Below are 17,486 nucleotides of genomic sequence, written 5' to 3'. Positions count from 1 at the left end.
TACAAGATGAAAGGTTTTGTAAGCTTATGTTTTAAATGGTGCCCCCTGCAGGAGTCGAACCTGCGGCCTTCCCCTTAGGAGGGGGACGCTCTATCCAGCTGAGCTAAGGGAGCACTTGATTGCCATTATACTCATATTCTTCAACTTTTTAAGTAATTAGTGTTAACGGTCGATTTGCTTGGTCAGTAAATCACCAGGTTGAATGCTGTTCGCAAGATTTGCTTGGTCCACAGACAGCTCTGTCGATTTTTCGTAGATACGTTCAACCGTTAATGTGATGTCAGTTTGTACCATACGATTTCGAGCAATGCCCATTGGGTCAATGAAGCCAGCACTGTGCCATAGCTGAAGCTGGTCACCACGGTTAACACCATGAATACGGCCTGCATTGATCTGCACAGTATTATTATGAACATTAATAACTTCAGGTAGGCTGGTTCGACAAGATAGTGCCGTTTCAAGGTCTAGCATCATATTACGGGTTATACGTTGTACGGCTTGACCATAAGTTGATTGCCAAAAGCGAGCACTTTTCGTGTCTACCTGGCTTGTTTTGGCAAAAGGCCATTCTGCAATTTCTCGGTAGTTGTTTTGGAATAAAATATCCCCTGTTTTACCGTCTATTACCTGCAACGTCGCTGCAAACTGCCGATTGACTTGATCATCACGAATGAATTTTTGATCGAGTGTCGAGGTAAGATCAGTAATTTGTCCATTCACTATATATTGTGCGTCGTTGTCTTCTGCCAGCATGGTCATTACCGTTGGTTGACCTGGGCGTATGGGAACTTGGGTGACGCCTGATACGACAAAGCTTTGTGATTTCCTTTGGATCTGGCGTTGTAATAAGGATGTGAAATCATCACCAATCTGATAAATACTGCCCATAGAAGCATGCTGTGGTGATATTAGGTCAAACTCACCTAGCAGTATTCCTTTCTTGTATTGATTCTTGTGGCAACTATTTGCCGATGGATACACATCAATACGTGCCGTAACGTACATATTGCCGCTTTTTTTATTCTGTTTTAATACCATGACATGACGAATTGAATTTCCACTGAATTGGTATTCTTCTTTTTCAGTCGCTAAATAAGGTCTTATGTGATTAAAGCTGGCAATATCAGCACCGGAATACAACATGGCTTGATAAGTCGCATCTTCTAATGCATTGATACGTGCGGTACTGTCGCTTTCTAGGATGGGGGCTTTCCCTGTGACCTCTAACCAAGCGGCATTCGCTTGAAATGCCATTAGTAAACACAAGCTACTTAAGCACTTAATTGTATTTTTTTTCATGTTTAACTCAACTTGGGTATGAAATTTGCTTGTTAGCGATTAACTGAAGATAAAACTTACCGTTTTTTATATCAAGTTAATGCTCAACTCTTTTATATGTTTTCTGTGCTAGGACGATATGCAAAGAGTGTTCCGAAAAGCATTTTTCATAAGATTTAGGAAATAATAGATAAAGTTTTTCTTTAATCGAACGATAACAGGCTACAAGTTTCTTTTCATCCGGAGCTGGCTAGAATGAATAAATGGATCGTCATACTACTATCAGTATTGACCACATCGTGTGCACAAACTCCGATTTATAACGGAAAAGAACTTTATACGGGCAGTCCTTTACTTTTGTCGGAAACACCACGTCATACCTTGGATTACTTTATCGAAGGGTTAACAGAGCAACTTATTGTTTCTAATCAGTATTTAACAGCAAAGACTCCGCTGGCGATTACTTCTTTTGTTGATTTACAAGAGATGAATGAAACGAACTGGTTGGGTAACACGGTCAGTGAAAGCTTCATGTATCAGATGCAGCAACGTGGTTTTACGGTGGTCGATTATAAATCGACAGGGGCTATTAAAGTGACGCCTAACGGAGACTTTTCCCTTAGCCGAAACTGGAAAGAACTTGCAGGGCAGCAGCCTGTCGATTATGTGCTTACTGGCACTATGTTGCGCCAAGGGGCTGGTTTATTAGTGAATGCACGTATTATAGGTATGCGCTCACGGGTTGTAATTGCTTCTGCTCAAGGTTTCTTACCTGCCGATCGGATTGGTCGTGATTTAGATTCTTTAAACAAAATGCGTATTCAGAATGGCGTTATCATCCGCTCTGAAGCAACAAGTATTGATCGCAATACGATAATATTAAAACCTTAGGAGTTGTCATGCGTCGCTGGATTATTTTGAGCTTATTGCTGTTAGTCGGCTGTCAGCCATTGACGGAAATGCGCAAAAATAAAGACATAGTCACTGCTGTTGGTTATGCCACGATCAGTGAACAACGAGGTCGTACCAACGAAGAAAAGCGTATACGTGCGATGCGTGCATCTAAGATTGATGCTTACCGTGAATTAACCGAACAAGTTTATGGTATGCGCATTAGTGCAAGAGCGGAGATGGATGATCAGCAATTGGGTGTAGAAAGCACTGATGGAGCTGTTGATGGCATTATTCGAGGTGCTAAGGTAATTAGTAGCTACCCTGTGGGTGATAGCTATGTAACTGAAATGGAACTTGATTTAAGTGTTATGGACCGAATGAAAAAACATGGTGAGGTTTATCATGTGCCCACGAATCAAGAGACAATGTTTTAATTATTCTCTCTCCAATTACGCCTTAATATTCGTGCCTAGTGTGCGAATATTTTGCGCGACACCTTCACTATTATACGTCATCTGGCTTTTACCACGGCTCTGCTGAAATAAATTGTTTAGCTTATGAAAGCTAAGTTGAGCACGTTGTAATGCTTCACCATTGACTTCATTGGCGGCTTTACAGCGTGCAACTATCGTTTTTATTTCAGTTACTTTCTGCATGCATTCGGTGTTTTCAGTCAGTAACTGGCGTTGAGCATGACTTGCTATAAGGTGATCTTGTTGCTGAATTTTATTTAGTAAGTTGAGTTTATCTTTGGCTATACGATCAATTTCGACTGATTGACGATTAACAATTGCCCCTTTTTCTTGCTCTAATAGGCGAGAAAGGGATATCAATGTAGCGTGTTGAAGCTCCAAAAGTTGTTCAATAGTATCAGGCATAGTGTCACATCATTCTTAATATCAAAAATAAGGCTAGGGGCAACATTATAGCCCGCGTAGCTCATCTTCAAACTTCATCATATTAGATGCGAGTTTATCGGCATCAACTACATAAGCACCACTTGAAATGGCTTCTTTAATTGCCGCGACTTTTGCACTATCAAAGCTAGGTTCTGTGGCTAGTTGTTGGTGGATTTGACCAACGGCTTTACCTTGCGAACTTAACGAAACAGCATCTTGTCGCCCCAGGCTTGGTGCTGCAGAAGGTTGACTGCCTGATGATGTCGTCGTTACTTTACTCTGATTATTCCGAGCGGTTGTCATCGGTTGACTGTTGCGCAGATGATCAATACTTGCCATAAATTAAGCCTTTGAACAATAAACTGGATACGCCAACTCTATCGGCTGCATATAGAGTAACTTTAGCACTTTTTACACATTCTATGCAGTTTATGCTTTCTACCATATTACGTGGTGTAAAAAGTAGTATATACGGATAATAACATCCAGATTTTCCACGATTAATAGTTAACGGTTACTTCGCCGACTGCGCTTACAATACCATCAATAATTCGTTTGGATTTGGTATTCTGTACTCGAATTTGTTCACCCAGAGCGCCATCAGATAAGGCTGTTCCATTGGTGATAACATTTAACCCACCGTTACCAGCTTTTATTATGACGGCATCATTACGGCACACTAAGCAGATATCGTTGCCTTGAACGGCTTCGCCCATTTTGATGGTACGTTTTACTTTAGAACCAATAATTTCTGTTGGGTGTTCAAAAACAATGCCACGCTGGAAACGACTTTCTACGAGCTTTACACTAAGATGTGATGCATTCAAAACAAGTCCACGAGCTAGAGGTGTTGCCGCCACAACTCGAGGTAGTAGCAATTGAATGCGAACCGGCACATAAACTTGCCAATTTTCAGGTGAACAACTGATAAGTACCGTTACGTTCCCAGTTAATGATTGCTTACCTGGTATGGTACTGTTTAAAGGTTCTGAGCACTCTGAAAGTCTTAACCGAGAATCTAACGAGGCGGCCGTAAGCTTAAGCTCCCCCCGCTCTGGCACGTTGATTAATTGTTCAACATGCCTTTCGGCTGTATGCTGTACTGTATCGAGTGTGGTTTGTTTTGAAGCCCAAATATTAGTGCTAAAGAAAATCGACATAAAGCCGATAAAAATTACGAAGAGTTTTAAATGTGTTCTTTGGGTCACGATTCTGGCTCTTTGGTGATAGTTACGAAGGCTACGCTTGTTAGTCTTAGGATCATAATATGTGATTACAGGCGAGATTACTCGTATTCACTTTCCAAATAGAAAAATATATAACATGGAGTCACCTTTATGACGGGGATACTTGATTCGGTCAATCAGCGCACCCAACTTGTTGGTCAAAACCGATTAGAGCTTTTGACATTTAGACTGAATAGACGCCAACGTTACGGGATTAACGTTTTTAAGGTGAAAGAGGTACTTCAGTGTCCAAAGCTGACGACCATGCCAAACTTGCATCCATTGGTTAAAGGGATTGCACATATTCGTGGTCAAACTATTTCTGTTATTGATATGAGCCTAGCAACGGGTGGGCGACCTATTGATGATTTAGATAATTGTTTTGTGATCATCTCTGAGTTTAACCGCTCAATTCAAGGTTTCTTGGTTTCTTCTGTTGAACGAATCATTAATATGAATTGGGAATCAATTCTGCCACCGCCACAAGGTGCTGGTAGGTCTAACTATTTGACAGCCGTTACCGAGATTGACGGTGAACTTGTTGAAATTTTAGATGTTGAAAAAATCCTTGATGAGATTTCGCCTGTAAATACTGATATTACAGGGTCGGTTCTTGAAGAGCTAATTAATGAATTGCCCGATAATCGCCGTGTATTAGTGGCTGATGATTCAAGTGTCGCACGTAAGCAGGTTCAGCGGGCCATTGAAGCCATTGGTTGTGAATGTGTCTTAGTTAAAGATGGTAAAGAAGCCATTATTAAACTTAAAGAAATGGCAGCAGAAGGCAGTATTTACGAACAATTAGCCTTAGTTATTTCAGATATTGAAATGCCTGAAATGGATGGTTATACGCTGACTGCCGAAATACGTAATAACCCTAATTTAAAGGATTTACATGTTATTCTGCATACATCATTGAGTGGTGTTTTTAACCAAGCAATGGTTGAGCGCGTAGGTGCAAATGCATTTATACCTAAATTTAACCCAGATGAATTGGGTACTGCTGTTAAGGCTGCAATGCCTTCTAAGCAACAATAATAACAATATCAAACAAGAAGCAATAATTATAAAGAGTAGTAGATGACAGCTATAACAATAAAAGACCAAGAGTATCGGGATTTCTGCCGTTTTCTAGAAGCTCAATGCGGGATTGTACTTGGCGATAGTAAACAGTACTTAGTGCGTAGTCGCTTAAGTCCATTAGTCAGCAGATTTTCGCTTTCATCTCTATCTGAATTACTCCAAGTTGTGATTAGTGGTCGCAATCGTGAATTACGTGTTGCTGCCGTTGATGCGATGACAACCAATGAGACATTGTGGTTTCGTGATACTTATCCGTACACAGTGCTTTCCGATAAGATTCTACCGGAAATGGCGACCAGTAAACGACCGCTTAAAATTTGGTCATCTGCAAGCTCATCAGGTCAAGAACCTTATTCTATTGCGATGACGATATTAGAGCTGCAAAATCGTCGACCAGGTATGTTGGCATCGGGTGTTCAGATTACAGCAACAGATATATCACAAACGATGTTAGATACTTGTCGTGCTGGTGCGTATGACAATCTAGCGTTAAGCCGTGGTTTGTCGCCTGAGCGTCGCCGTTTCTTTTTTGAGAGTAATGGCGATGGGCGAATGAAGGTGAATGACAAAGTAAAGCGTATGGTAAATTTCCGTCCGCAGAATTTAAAAGACAGCTATGCATTACTTGGAAAGTTTGACATCATTTTTTGCCGTAATGTCTTGATTTACTTTGCGCCAGATATGAAGGCAAAAGTTTTGAATCAAATGGCGGCAAGTTTGAACCCTGGTGGTTATTTATTGTTAGGTGCGTCAGAATCTTTGACTGGACTAACCGATAAGTTTGAGATGGTTCGATGCAACCCTGGCATTATCTACAAATTGAAGTGATGACAGATTTAAATCATTAAAGAATAAAAAGCGGCTTTGGCCGCTTTTTGCTTATCTGTCTGTTTACCTGTTTATTTGCCATTTTAAAACTTGGCATCCTATTTGCTTTATATACATCAAGTTACTGTGGAGGCAACTATGTCTATTTCTTTTGATAAAGCGTTGGGTATACATCAATACTCGGTTGGTGTGCGTGGTAAGCGTGCTGAAACCCTTGCTAGCAACATTGCTAACGCTAATACGCCTGGTTATAAGGCCAAAGATATGGATTTTGATCGCGCATTAAAAGCGGCAACATCAGGGGCAAACGTTGGTCTGAGCCGAACTAATGGGCGGCATATTTCTGCCTCTGCAAATGTAATGGGTGAACAAATGTACCGTGTTCCTACTCAACCAGACACTGGTGATGGCAATACGGTTGATGCGCAATTGGAGCAGAACTTGTTCATGCAGAATTCACTGGAATATCAAGCATCGTTAGATTTCTTGGGTGCTAAGTTTAAGAATTTAAGCAAAGCCTTGAGAGGGGATTAATAAATGAGTTTATTTAATGTATTTAATGTAACAGGATCTGCGATGAGCGCAGAATCAGTCCGTTTGAATACCACCTCAAGTAACCTTGCTAACGCTAATAGTGTCAGTAGTTCTGCAGAAGAAACGTATAAAGCGCGTCATCCCATTTTTGCCGCAGCATTAAACAGTGCAAGCTATCAGCGTGCTGAAAGTGTGCCTGTTCAGGTTAAAGGTATTGTTGAAAGCCAGAAGCCATTACGTGCGGAATACAATCCGCAGCATCCATTAGCGAATGATGAAGGCTATATTTATAAGCCGAATGTTAATGTTATGGAAGAAATGGCAAACATGATTTCAGCATCGCGTTCTTATCAAAGTAATGTGCAAGTAGCAGATGCCAGTAAGCAGATGCTAATGAGTACATTGCAGATGGGTAAATAAGGTAAGGAGTCACTGTTATGGCTGGTATTACAGGCGCAGGTCAAAGCAACTTGTCTTATCTTGATCAACTCAAGGGAATGCAAGAGAAAAAGCTACAAGAAACGCAATCAAAAGTAACTGGTCAAAATGAATTAAAACAAGATGACTTTTTATCGTTACTGACGAAACAACTTGCCCAGCAAGACCCATTTAAACCGGTAGGCAACGATCAGATGATTGCCCAAATGGCATCGTTTGCAACGGTAGATGGCATAAACCAAATGAATGAACAATTTGGTAGCTTGAATTCAGCCATGACATCAAGCCAAGCATTACAAGCCTCATCGCTTGTGGGGCGTGATGTATTAATTCCTGGTGCGACTGGTGTGAAAAATGCGGAAGGTGGTATTACAGGAATGGTTAAACTACCACAAGCTCTTGATAACATGATGGTACGCATTGAAAACGAGCAAGGACAGTTAATCAAAACCTTCGATCTTGGTGCTAAGCCCCCAGGCGAACACCGCCTTGAGTGGGATGGTACAGATGAAAACGGCAAACCGTTGCCAGAAGGTCGCTACCAAGTGAAAGCGTCAGGTATGGTAGGCGGTGAAAACCGAGAGTTTGAAGTCTCCACTTATGCCAACGTTAACAGTGTATTACTGGGTAATGGTGACGGTAACGTTATGTTAAACCTAGCGGGCCACAATTCGCCATTCAAGCTTGCTGAAGTGCTTGAAGTTGGCAAGGTATAATCTGTTAACAGTACACAGAATAATTATTGGTGGTTCTATGTTGAATAAAACCACCAATGCATAAACAAATTAATGCGAAATTAATGCACAAGTATTAGGAGAGTCAGAATATGGGATTCAATATTTCGCTTAGTGGTATCGGCGCATCTCAAAAAGATCTAAACACCACAAGTAATAACATTGCGAACGCCAATACTTACGGATTTAAAGAGTCTCGTGCTGAATTTGGTGATGTATATTCAAGTTCGATCTTTTCTAATGCCAAAACCACAACGGGTGGCGGTGTGCAAACATCGGTTGTTGCCCAGCAATTCCATGAAGGGTCGAGTATTTATACTAATAACCCGATGGATCTGCGTATTTCAGGCAGTGGCTTCTTTGCTGTGGCAGACGATAAGCTGCAACCACAGAATAATAACCTGACGCGTAACGGTGCATTTCATCTAAATAAAGACAATCAGGTCGTTAACTCAGAAGGTCAATTCCTGTTGGGTTACGGCGTTGATCAAGAAACAGATCAAGTAACGTCTTATGAACCACAAGCAATGAAGGTACCTGATCAGTTCGGTCAGCCTCGTGCATCAACCAATATTGATATTGGGGTGAATTTGCCAGCCTCTGCTGAGGCAAAAGATGCGACATTGTTCGATTTCAATGATAGTAATAGTTACGATAAATCAACGTCTGTCACTATGTATGATTCATTGGGCCAGCCATACAAGTTATCGACATATTATGTAAAAGATAACTCAGCGCCGAACCGTTGGTCTGTCTATTATACAGGCACAGATGCAACAGGTGAAAAACCGATTAATATCACTAACGGTGGTACGACAGCTGCGAACGGACATCAAGGTAGTACGCTCGATTTCAATACTGATGGTTCTGTCGCTCAAATCAATAATGGTCAGCCAATTATATCTGAAGCATTAGGTGCTGGTGGAGCTGGGCTTGATCTTAATGGTGCTGATGAAGCTCAGACATTAACCATGCAGTTTGATTCGCCAACCCAGTATGCGGCACCGTTTGAAATCCGAAAGTTCAGTGAAAATGGCGCGACAACGGGTTATTTGGCGAAAGTTGATATTGATGCTAAAGGGTCAATTGTCGCTACGTACAGTAACGGCGAAAACGTTACACTGGGTCGTGTTGGTATGGTACGTGTTGCGAATGAGCAAGGCTTAGTATCAAAAGGTGGTACCCAGTGGGCAACAGGTCAAGATTCAGGTGCTGCTATTTGGGGTGAAGCAAGCCAAGGTGCATTTGGTTCAGTGAAAAGCGGTACGCTTGAGCAGTCAAACATCGATATGACACAAGAGCTGGTGGACTTAATTACTGCGCAACGTAATTTCCAAGCTAACTCACGAGCGCTAGAAGTCGATAATCAGCTACAACAAACTATTTTACAGATTCGATAAGATTCTTTCGCCAATCTGTATCAGCTTTATTGCCGCTTATCTTTTAAGCGGCAATATTTGTCTTAACCTGCCAAAAAAACGTCTTTTCATTTCCGTTTCATTCTCATATCTCTTGCATTAATAAGTCAAAGTATTGATTTATAAATAACTTATTGCATTGGCATACTTATTGCTTTAAACCATTCAGATGAGATGGGAGAGCAATAATGGATCGTGCGCTTTATTTAGCAATGAGTGGTGCAAAGCAAGATATGTATGGTATGCAAACACATGCCAACAACCTCGCCAATGTAAGAACGACCGGTTTCCGAGCTGACTTGGAACAAGCGCGCAGTATGCAAGCGTATGGTGAAGGTTTACCGTCTCGTGTTTTTGCCATGACAGAGCGTCCCGGACAAGATTTCTCTCAAGGTTCAGTGATGACGACAGGTCGTGATCTTGATGTTGCAGTAGAAGGTGATGGTTGGCTTGCTGTGCTTGACGCCTCAGGTCAAGAAGCTTATACCCGTGCGGGTCACCTAAAAATTGATGAAACTGGTATGCTGCAAAACAGCAACGGTAATTTAATGTTAGGTGAAAATGGCGGTCCAATCTTCATCCCTCTTCCTATTAATAAAATTCAAGTCGGTAACGACGGTACTATCTCTGTATTGCCACAAGGTGCGCCGCCAGATGCGATGGAAATTGTCGATCGATTAAAGCTAGTTCGCCCTGATAACCGTGATTTATTCAAAGATGTTAACGGTTTATTTAAGTCAAAAACACCAGGAGAAACGTACGATGCTGATGCTGGCGTAACCTTGCTAAAAGGCGCGTTAGAAGGCAGTAACGTCAATGCTGTTGGTGAAATGACAAGTATGATTGATTTGCAGCGTCATTTTGAAATGCAAGTGAAAATCATGAAAACAGCAGAAGAAATGGATCAAGCTTCTGCTTCACTACTGCGTTTAGGCTAATCCAATAAAAGGTAATTAACATGCATCCAGCTTTATGGGTAAGTAAAACCGGTCTTGACGCTCAACAGACAAATATATCTACTATTTCAAATAACTTAGCTAACGCCTCAACCATTGGTTTTAAGAAAAGCCGTGCTGTATTTGAAGATCTGTTTTATCAAAACATTAACCAGCCAGGTGGCCAATCTTCTCAAGATACAGAATTACCGTCGGGTTTAATGCTAGGTGCTGGCTCTAAAGTTGTCGCAACCCAAAAAGTGTTTACGCAGGGTAATACGCAGACTACCAATAACGCGATGGATATGATGATCGAGGGAGAAGGCTTCTTCCAGGTTTTGCTACCCGATGGAAATATCGGTTATACCCGTAATGGTCAATTTACTATTAATGGCGATGGCCAAATGGTAACGACTGGCTCTGGCTATGTGGTGCAACCAGAAATTGCTATTCCAGAAGATGCTGTCGGTATTACTGTAGGTAATGATGGCGAAGTCTCAGCCCGTATTCGTGGACAGCAAGAAAACCAAGTGCTGGGTCAGCTAACAACCGTTGGCTTTATTAATCCAGGCGGTTTAGAGCCTATTGGTCAGAACTTATTCTTACCTACGGGGGCGAGTGGCGATGCCCAAGAAGGTGTACCGGGTCTTGATGGCCTAGGGGCAATTCGTCAGTCGATGTTAGAAACTTCGAACGTTAATGTAACGGAAGAATTGGTCAACATGATAGAAGCTCAGCGCGTATATGAAATGAACTCTAAAGTCATTTCAACCGTTGATCAGATGTTGAGCTACGTAAACCAACAGCTATAACGGGAAGTAAGTTAACAATGAAAAAGGTACTTGCTGGTATTGTCATTCTTCTATTGAACGGCTGTGCAATGGATCCAGACTTGGTTCCATCCGATATAGAGAAAGCTACCACAACAGTCGATGCGGTTGAAGGGTCGACAGAGCAAGATTCAGGCTTAATTGATATGTTGCGTCGTCGAGAAGATCCACAAGCTGGCGATCCAGCATGGAACTCGATTCGTCCTCAAGCAAAACCAGAGCATTACGCGACAGCTACGGGGTCATTATTTAGCTCGGTACAAGCACAAGATTTATATGATGACACTAAACCTCGTGGTATTGGTGACATTGTGACTGTGATGCTGGAAGAGAAGACGCAAGCTAAAAAAAGTGCCAGTTCAGATTTGGATAAATCGACAGATTTATCGATGGACCCATTAGTACTAGGTGGTAAGCCGCTTACCATTGGTGATCGTGATTTATCGTATGAAGTCGCAAATGCCAATAAATTTTCTGGAACCACCTCTGCGGATCAAAGTAACAGTATTAAAGGCTCGATTTCAGTTGAAGTCATTGATGTACTTGCTAACGGTAACCTGATGGTACGAGGTGAAAAGTGGCTCACTTTGAATACGGGGGATGAATATATTCGTGTTAGTGGCACGATTCGTCCTGATGATATCAGCCAAGAAAATACCATTGAATCGACACGTATTACCAATGCCCGTATTCAATATTCAGGCACGGGTGATCGCCAAGATGTGCAAGAACAAGGCTGGTTAGCTAATTTCTTCAATGTCAGTTTATAAATGACATATAGACAGTGAAAATAATAAATCCCACGTTTTGATTAATGAGCAACCCGGAGCAGTAGAGTGAAATTACGTACCTTTTGTATCAGCCTTATGCTACTGCTAGCGTTGCCGCTGCAAGCTGCCCGAATTAAAGATATCTCAGAAGTTGCTGGGGTACGTAGTAACCAATTAGTGGGTTATGGCCTGGTTGTCGGTTTACCTGGTACGGGGGAAACGACACCATTTACTGATCAAAGCTTTAATGCCATGTTGCAAAATTTTGGTATCCAATTACCTGCTGGTACAAAACCCAAAACAAAAAATGTTGCTGCGGTTGCGGTTAATGCCACCTTGCCCGCGTTTACTAAGCAAGGTCAAAGTATTGATATCACTGTTTCGTCTATTGGCTCTGCGAAAAGTTTGCGTGGTGGTACGTTATTGCAAACCTTTTTAAAGGGTTTAGACGGTAAAGTTTATGCGGTAGCACAAGGCAGTTTAGTGGTGGGCGGCTTCAGTGTAACTGGGGCTGATGGCTCAAAGCTTGTAGGTAACATCCCAACCGTAGGGCGTATTAGTAATGGCGCTATGGTTGAACAAGAAGTTCCGAACCCTTTTGGACGAGGTGATTTTCTTACTTTCAACTTATTTGAATCAGACTTTTCGACGGCTCAACGTATGGCTGATTCTGTGAATGAATTTCTTGGTCCTCAAATGGCAGCAGCGATAGATGCAACCTCTGTACGAGTTCGTGCGCCCAGAGATGTGAGCCAACGTGTTGCTTTCCTTGCTACCGTAGAGAATATCGAATTTGACCCTGCTGTCGGGGCGGCAAAAATTATCGTTAATTCACGTACTGGTACCATTGTGATTGGTCAGAATGTGAAGTTAAAACCAGCGGCGATTACGCACGGTGGTATGACGGTTTCAATCAAAGAGAATTACCAAGTCAGTCAGCCAGCGCCTTTTTCTGGTGGGGAAACGGTTGTTGTACCGAACTCTGAAATTGACGTTACAGAGAAAGATTCACGCATGTTCAAATTTGAACCGGGCATTACACTGGATGAATTAGTACGTGCAGTTAACCAAGTTGGGGCTGCACCATCGGATTTAATGGCTATCTTACAAGCGCTAAAACAAGCGGGTGCAATTGAAGGGCAGCTCATTATTATTTAGGTCATGAGTACCTGGCTTAATGTTACTCGTCACGACACTGAATTTACGATAAAAGAACTTACACAATGAAAAGCATCGATCCTGGTTTCGTACATGATATATCTAGCCTTGAACGCCTTCGTGCGGGCATTGGTGATGATGAAAGCGGATCGCTGCGGGCTGCTGCTCAGCAGTTTGAAGCTATTTTTACCCAGATGTTATTTAAATCGATGCGCCAGGCGAATGAAGCGTTTGAATCTGATTTAACCAGCAATAGTAATTCAAAGTTCTTTGAGCAAATGCATGACGAGCAACTTGCCAGCGAACTAAGTTCGACAGGGTCGTTAGGGCTTGCAGATCTTATTGTTCAGCAACTCGGTAGTGAAGAAGATAAAGATTCTGAAAATGCGATTCGCACAGTCATGAACGATACAACATTACGCTTGCCTGTTAACCCAAACAGTCGCCAGCCTGATCAACAGGTTATTAACCAAGCGACGGATGATGCATTAAAAGTGATGCAAGCGAGCACATTGAATACGGCTAAGCCGCCAATGGCACGTTCGGTTGAAACCTTTGATACACCAAAAGATTTTGTTACTCGCATGCGTCCGTATGCTGAAAAGGCAGCCAATGCGATTGGCACCGATCCTTCCGTGTTAATTGCGCAAGCGGCATTAGAGACGGGCTGGGGTAAAAAAGTAATAAAAAATGCAGTTGGTTCAAGTAATAACCTTTTTAATATTAAAGCTGATCCCCGTTGGTCTGGTAATAAAGTTGCAACCAATACTCTTGAATTTCATAATGGTATTGCGGTGCAAGAAAAAGCTGCCTTCCGTTCTTATGATAACTACCAAGACAGTTTTAATGATTATGTGCGTTTTTTAAATGATAACCCTCGTTATTCTAAAGCACTTGAAAACCCGAAAGAGCCATCGCAATTTATTCGTAATATTCATAACGCCGGTTATGCGACAGATCCAAAATATACGGAAAAAGTATTGAGTGTGATGGATACTGTAAAGTCGCTGATGAAGTAATACGGATAGTCGCTGGGATCTGTACATCTAGATTCGGTTTTATTGTAGTGCTCCCCCCTTCAAACAATTGTCAGGCAAGCCTTTGCCTCTTCTTGCTTTTCCTCTATATGCCCATTAGAAAAGTTGAATAAAATCAACAGAGTGAATGTACCTTAAAGTTGGAATGAATATTGCATTTAACTTTGATAATTATTTGATTCATTGAACTTTATGACTAACTGGAGGCGTAATGGCATTTGATTTGCTCAATATGGGCTCTCAAGGTTTATTGACTGCACAACGACAGCTCAATACGACCAGCCATAACATTAATAATGTTAATACCGAAGGGTATAGCCGTCAGTCTGTGGTGCAGCAAACCAATGATCCCATTTGGTGGGGCGGTAGCCAGCATGGTACGGGTGTGCATGCGGCAGAAGTTCGCCGTGGCTACGATCAGTTTGCCACGAATGAATTAAATCTAACCACCACGAATTTAAGTTATGCGACTGAACGGGAAGGACAATTAGGACGACTAGATAATATGCTAGCCAACAGTTCTAAGAAAATTCCTGAAGATATGAATCAGTGGCATGACGCCGTAAAAGCGATGGCCGATAGCCCGAACGATCTGGGTTCACGTAAAGTTGTGATAGAAAAAGCCAAGCTGGTGGCATCGGGATTAAATGATAGCTACGGCACATTAGCTAAGCAAAAAAGTGAAGCGAACGAAGTGCTTTCAGGCACATTAAATCGGGTGAATGATATTGGTCGTGAACTGGTAGAAGTGCATAAAGCACTCGTCAAAACACCGGCTTCAGGGGCTGATAATGACCTGATGGATCGCCATCAAAATTTGATTAATGAGTTATCTCAATACACCAAAGTAACGGTAACCCCAAAAAATAATGAAACCTTCAACGTCATGATTGGCAGTGGGCATACCTTGGTATCGGGTACTGAATCTAGCGAATTACGCATGATTAATGGTAAGCCAGATCCACAGCAAACCCAGTTAGCGATTGTTGAAGGCAAAGCTTTGAAACCGATTCGTAACGACGATATTGGCGGCAAGCTTGCCGCTTTATTTCAATATCGCGATGAAACCCTGTCTCAGACGATGGATGAAATGGGGCGCATAGCGATCGGGTTTTCTGATTCGGTTAATGAATTGCAATCGCAAGGTTTAGATTTAAACGGTGATGTAGGTGGCAACCTATTTCATGATGTGAATGACCCTGCATCTGCCGCAGCACGTGCTCGTGTTCCTGCTGGCTCGACTGCCGATTTAAAAGTGTATATCGAAGACATTAACCAGCTAAAAGTGGGCGAATATGGGCTTACGTTTGATGGTAGCCAACACACGTTAACCTCACCAGATGGATCACGTCAGAGCGTTGTACCCAGCGGAAACCCAGCAGCATTTTCTGTTGATGGATTACGTATTCAGATGGATTCACCGATAGGCATTGGTGAGCGTATTGCTATTCGTCCAACCCGCGATGGTGCGGGTAACATTAAAGCATTATTGGATGATCCTGCAAAAATTGCCGCTCAAAGTTATTTAAGCTCTGCGACTAAAGCAAACGGCAATGCAGATTTAGCGATTAACGCAGCGGGTGGCCCTAATGAGTTTCAGGTCGCCGTGTCACCTGATGCAAGCCAGTTTGCCGTACTCGATATGAAAGGCAATATTTTGCAGGCTCCGCAAGTATACCCACCTAGTGGTGAGGTGAATGTGGGTGGTACGCGTTTCACATTATCGTCGGGTGCGATGGGGGGAGATGTTTTTGCTGTCAACCTTAATGCGTCTGATGGTGATAATGGCAACCTCATTAAAATGCAAGATCTTCAATCTCAGAAAATCATGAATGACGGACGTTCTAGTGTGATTGATGTGTATGAAGGGCTAAATACTGAAATGGGTGTACAAAAAGCATCGGCTTCACGATTAAAAGAAGTGGGCTTAGTTGAAAAAGATGCCGCACAAAGTCGAGTGGCTGAAATTGCTGGCGTAAACATGGATGAGGAAGCGGCTAATATGATGAAGTTTCAACAAGCGTATATGGCATCGTCGCGCATCATGTCGGTTGCGAATGACACCTTCGATACTTTGTTAAATATACGATAGGAATGAACAGACATGATTAGTCGTATTGCCAATTTCCATCATTATAACTCTGTATCTAATGATATGAATCGCCAGCAAATAAAAGTGCAAGAAAACCAGCAGCAATTAGCTTCTGGTAAGCGATTATTAACTGCGGGGGATGATCCTGTTGCCTCTATTTACATCCAGAATTTTGATCAGCAAAACACTCAGATCGACCAATCAGTAAAAAGCATTACCATGGCAAGAAATCGCCTAAATAATGAAGAAGCGGCAATCACTGAAGTCGAGAACCTACTTGATGACGCTAAACGTAAATCCATGATGATGGTGAATGGATCATTATCTAGCGATGATCGTGTGGCTCATAAGCAAGATATGCAGGGAGTCTTTGATTCATTTATGAATTTGGTTAACTCTCGCGATGAATCTGGCAACTATGTTTTCGCGGGGACGCAATACAGCCAACAACCTTTTTTCCGTGATAACAACGGTGATGTGGCTTATGTCGGCGATAGCTACCAACGAATGGCAAAAATTGCCCCATCAGTTGATGTGCCAATCAATGATGCGGGTGACAAACTTTTCCTTGAAGTCGCTAATCCCTTTGGTGACTACCAGCCTGATTACACGCTAGAAAGTGGTTCATTATTACTGCTTTCGCAAGCGAAAAATGGCAATGATGCCGATCAATCTGAATATCGTGTCGATTTTTCAACGTCATCGGGCAGTACATCATATGAACTATATCAAGATGGAGCATTAGTCAGCACTGCCCCTTTTGACCCTCATAAAGGTATTCAATGGAATACTTTGCAGGTTGATCTTAAAGGGGAAATTAAAGATGGCGATAGTATCGCGTTAAACAGACAAGAGAATGTCAGTGTCTTTGATGCTTTTAAGCGTGGTATCGAGCTATCAGACAGCGATGTATCTGATGCGTCAGCGACGGCGGAGTTGCATCAAGTTGCTGAAGAATTAGCGCAAGGGTTTAAGCACATTAACCGCGCAAGATCTGAAGTGGGTACTCGGCTGCAAACGTTAGATCGCCAAGAAGATATGCACCAAGATTTTAAAATTGTGATGAATGAAGCCCGCGGCACATTAGAAGATCTTGATTACGCCACAGCAGTGATTGAGTTGAATCAAAATATGATGGCACTTCAAGCATCACAGCAAGCGTTTGCAAAAACGAAAGACCTGAATTTATTTAATTATATCTAAAGATAATGGGTAATAAACATATCTTAATGACGTTGGGTTTAACTAAATATATTTGAACTACTCACGCGTAACACCGTGATACTAACTATTGGCACACAGTTTGCTTTAAGCGGACTAGTGGCAAAATAT

Annotated in this window: 19 protein-coding genes and 1 tRNA gene; 15 read left to right on the top strand and 5 right to left on the bottom strand. The window is 42.1% G+C overall.

All coding sequences use genetic code 11. The features are described from left to right. Positions 1-36 precede the first annotated feature (36 nt). Positions 37-113: transfer RNA gene (locus C9J48_RS03995), tRNA-Arg, on the bottom strand. A 49-nt stretch (positions 114-162) separates the two neighbouring features. After that, positions 163-1,299, bottom strand: a complete 1,137-nt coding sequence (locus C9J48_RS03990) for a flagellar assembly protein FlgT (RefSeq protein WP_006230938.1) — start codon at positions 1,297-1,299, stop codon at positions 163-165. Between the two features lie 234 nt (positions 1,300-1,533). Between C9J48_RS03990 and C9J48_RS03985 the strand changes: the two genes are divergently transcribed. Further along, positions 1,534-2,169 carry a FlgO family outer membrane protein gene (locus tag C9J48_RS03985; protein ID WP_006230939.1) on the top strand — a complete coding sequence of 212 codons (636 nt, stop codon included), beginning with the start codon at positions 1,534-1,536 and terminating at the stop codon, positions 2,167-2,169. Positions 2,170-2,177: 8 nt separating this feature from the next. After that, positions 2,178-2,606 (top strand): LPP20 family lipoprotein, encoded by a 429-nt coding sequence (locus C9J48_RS03980; RefSeq protein ID WP_006230940.1) that lies wholly within the window; start codon positions 2,178-2,180, stop codon positions 2,604-2,606. 15 nt (positions 2,607-2,621) lie between these two features. On the opposite strand, the gene C9J48_RS03975 is transcribed toward C9J48_RS03980, so the two are convergent. From C9J48_RS03975 to flgA, 3 genes are all read right to left on the bottom strand, one after another. Then, positions 2,622-3,050, bottom strand: coding sequence for a flagella synthesis protein FlgN (locus C9J48_RS03975; RefSeq protein WP_006230942.1), 429 nt, complete (start codon positions 3,048-3,050; stop codon positions 2,622-2,624). A 45-nt stretch (positions 3,051-3,095) separates the two neighbouring features. Next, positions 3,096-3,410, bottom strand: a complete 315-nt coding sequence (gene flgM / locus C9J48_RS03970; protein ID WP_006230943.1) for a flagellar biosynthesis anti-sigma factor FlgM — start codon at positions 3,408-3,410, stop codon at positions 3,096-3,098. Between the two features lie 161 nt (positions 3,411-3,571). Beyond that, positions 3,572-4,279, bottom strand: a complete 708-nt coding sequence (gene flgA / locus C9J48_RS03965) for a flagellar basal body P-ring formation chaperone FlgA (protein ID WP_006230944.1) — start codon at positions 4,277-4,279, stop codon at positions 3,572-3,574. Positions 4,280-4,408: 129 nt separating this feature from the next. Between flgA and C9J48_RS03960 the strand changes: the two genes are divergently transcribed. From C9J48_RS03960 to flgL, 13 genes are all read left to right on the top strand, one after another. Then, entirely contained in the window at positions 4,409-5,335 is a 927-nt protein-coding gene (locus C9J48_RS03960; RefSeq protein WP_006230945.1) for a chemotaxis protein CheV, read from the top strand. Between the two features lie 42 nt (positions 5,336-5,377). Next, a complete protein-coding gene (locus C9J48_RS03955) occupies positions 5,378-6,208 on the top strand; it encodes a protein-glutamate O-methyltransferase (protein WP_006230946.1) in 831 nt (276 codons plus the stop codon). Between the two features lie 138 nt (positions 6,209-6,346). Continuing rightward, complete coding sequence (gene flgB / locus C9J48_RS03950; protein WP_006230947.1) at positions 6,347-6,742, top strand: flagellar basal body rod protein FlgB; 396 nt, start codon at positions 6,347-6,349, stop codon at positions 6,740-6,742. 3 nt (positions 6,743-6,745) lie between these two features. Then, a complete protein-coding gene (gene flgC / locus C9J48_RS03945; RefSeq protein ID WP_006230948.1) occupies positions 6,746-7,162 on the top strand; it encodes a flagellar basal body rod protein FlgC in 417 nt (138 codons plus the stop codon). Positions 7,163-7,179: 17 nt separating this feature from the next. Next, positions 7,180-7,896: a flagellar hook assembly protein FlgD gene (flgD, locus tag C9J48_RS03940; protein ID WP_006230949.1), complete on the top strand. Its 717-nt coding sequence runs from the start codon at positions 7,180-7,182 to the stop codon at positions 7,894-7,896. A 110-nt stretch (positions 7,897-8,006) separates the two neighbouring features. Beyond that, positions 8,007-9,314 (top strand): flagellar hook protein FlgE, encoded by a 1,308-nt coding sequence (gene flgE, locus C9J48_RS03935; protein ID WP_006230950.1) that lies wholly within the window; start codon positions 8,007-8,009, stop codon positions 9,312-9,314. A 206-nt stretch (positions 9,315-9,520) separates the two neighbouring features. Next, positions 9,521-10,270: a flagellar basal-body rod protein FlgF gene (gene flgF / locus C9J48_RS03930; protein WP_006230951.1), complete on the top strand. Its 750-nt coding sequence runs from the start codon at positions 9,521-9,523 to the stop codon at positions 10,268-10,270. 20 nt (positions 10,271-10,290) lie between these two features. Beyond that, positions 10,291-11,079, top strand: a complete 789-nt coding sequence (gene flgG, locus C9J48_RS03925) for a flagellar basal-body rod protein FlgG (RefSeq protein ID WP_006230952.1) — start codon at positions 10,291-10,293, stop codon at positions 11,077-11,079. A 17-nt stretch (positions 11,080-11,096) separates the two neighbouring features. Beyond that, on the top strand, positions 11,097-11,867 hold the full coding sequence (flgH, locus tag C9J48_RS03920; protein ID WP_006230953.1) for a flagellar basal body L-ring protein FlgH: 771 nt from the start codon (positions 11,097-11,099) through the stop codon (positions 11,865-11,867). Positions 11,868-11,963: 96 nt separating this feature from the next. Further along, on the top strand, positions 11,964-13,025 hold the full coding sequence (locus tag C9J48_RS03915; RefSeq protein ID WP_050764890.1) for a flagellar basal body P-ring protein FlgI: 1,062 nt from the start codon (positions 11,964-11,966) through the stop codon (positions 13,023-13,025). Positions 13,026-13,090: 65 nt separating this feature from the next. After that, positions 13,091-14,044: a flagellar assembly peptidoglycan hydrolase FlgJ gene (flgJ, locus tag C9J48_RS03910; protein WP_006230955.1), complete on the top strand. Its 954-nt coding sequence runs from the start codon at positions 13,091-13,093 to the stop codon at positions 14,042-14,044. 229 nt (positions 14,045-14,273) lie between these two features. After that, positions 14,274-16,154 carry a flagellar hook-associated protein FlgK gene (gene flgK, locus C9J48_RS03905; protein ID WP_006230956.1) on the top strand — a complete coding sequence of 627 codons (1,881 nt, stop codon included), beginning with the start codon at positions 14,274-14,276 and terminating at the stop codon, positions 16,152-16,154. Between the two features lie 12 nt (positions 16,155-16,166). Next, the gene (gene flgL, locus C9J48_RS03900; RefSeq protein WP_006230957.1) at positions 16,167-17,357 is read left to right on the top strand and encodes a flagellar hook-associated protein FlgL; all 1,191 of its coding nucleotides are present in this window, start codon (positions 16,167-16,169) and stop codon (positions 17,355-17,357) included. Positions 17,358-17,486: the final 129 nt, after the last annotated feature.

The organism is Photobacterium profundum (genome assembly GCF_003026285.1).
GTDB classification, from domain to species: Bacteria; Pseudomonadota; Gammaproteobacteria; order Enterobacterales; family Vibrionaceae; genus Photobacterium; species Photobacterium profundum.
The sequence above is the reverse complement of the archived record's forward strand: the minus strand, read 5'-3'. Positions and strand labels throughout refer to the sequence as shown.

Excerpts from the sequence above, each read along its gene's own strand:
- flgF (WP_006230951.1), top strand. The coding sequence starts at position 9,521 with ATGGATCGTGCGCTTTATTTAGCAATGAGTGGTGCAAAGCAAGATATG.
- C9J48_RS03990 (WP_006230938.1), bottom strand. The coding sequence starts at position 1,299 with ATGAAAAAAAATACAATTAAGTGCTTAAGTAGCTTGTGTTTACTAATG.
- C9J48_RS03975 (WP_006230942.1), bottom strand. The coding sequence starts at position 3,050 with ATGCCTGATACTATTGAACAACTTTTGGAGCTTCAACACGCTACATTG.
- flgM (WP_006230943.1), bottom strand. The coding sequence starts at position 3,410 with ATGGCAAGTATTGATCATCTGCGCAACAGTCAACCGATGACAACCGCT.
- C9J48_RS03915 (WP_050764890.1), top strand. The coding sequence starts at position 11,964 with ATGCTACTGCTAGCGTTGCCGCTGCAAGCTGCCCGAATTAAAGATATC.
- flgJ (WP_006230955.1), top strand. The coding sequence starts at position 13,091 with ATGAAAAGCATCGATCCTGGTTTCGTACATGATATATCTAGCCTTGAA.
- flgC (WP_006230948.1), top strand. The coding sequence starts at position 6,746 with ATGAGTTTATTTAATGTATTTAATGTAACAGGATCTGCGATGAGCGCA.
- flgK (WP_006230956.1), top strand. The coding sequence starts at position 14,274 with ATGGCATTTGATTTGCTCAATATGGGCTCTCAAGGTTTATTGACTGCA.
- C9J48_RS03985 (WP_006230939.1), top strand. The coding sequence starts at position 1,534 with ATGAATAAATGGATCGTCATACTACTATCAGTATTGACCACATCGTGT.
- C9J48_RS03955 (WP_006230946.1), top strand. The coding sequence starts at position 5,378 with ATGACAGCTATAACAATAAAAGACCAAGAGTATCGGGATTTCTGCCGT.
- flgG (WP_006230952.1), top strand. The coding sequence starts at position 10,291 with ATGCATCCAGCTTTATGGGTAAGTAAAACCGGTCTTGACGCTCAACAG.
- flgD (WP_006230949.1), top strand. The coding sequence starts at position 7,180 with ATGGCTGGTATTACAGGCGCAGGTCAAAGCAACTTGTCTTATCTTGAT.
- flgB (WP_006230947.1), top strand. The coding sequence starts at position 6,347 with ATGTCTATTTCTTTTGATAAAGCGTTGGGTATACATCAATACTCGGTT.
- C9J48_RS03980 (WP_006230940.1), top strand. The coding sequence starts at position 2,178 with ATGCGTCGCTGGATTATTTTGAGCTTATTGCTGTTAGTCGGCTGTCAG.
- flgE (WP_006230950.1), top strand. The coding sequence starts at position 8,007 with ATGGGATTCAATATTTCGCTTAGTGGTATCGGCGCATCTCAAAAAGAT.
- C9J48_RS03960 (WP_006230945.1), top strand. The coding sequence starts at position 4,409 with ATGACGGGGATACTTGATTCGGTCAATCAGCGCACCCAACTTGTTGGT.
- flgH (WP_006230953.1), top strand. The coding sequence starts at position 11,097 with ATGAAAAAGGTACTTGCTGGTATTGTCATTCTTCTATTGAACGGCTGT.
- flgL (WP_006230957.1), top strand. The coding sequence starts at position 16,167 with ATGATTAGTCGTATTGCCAATTTCCATCATTATAACTCTGTATCTAAT.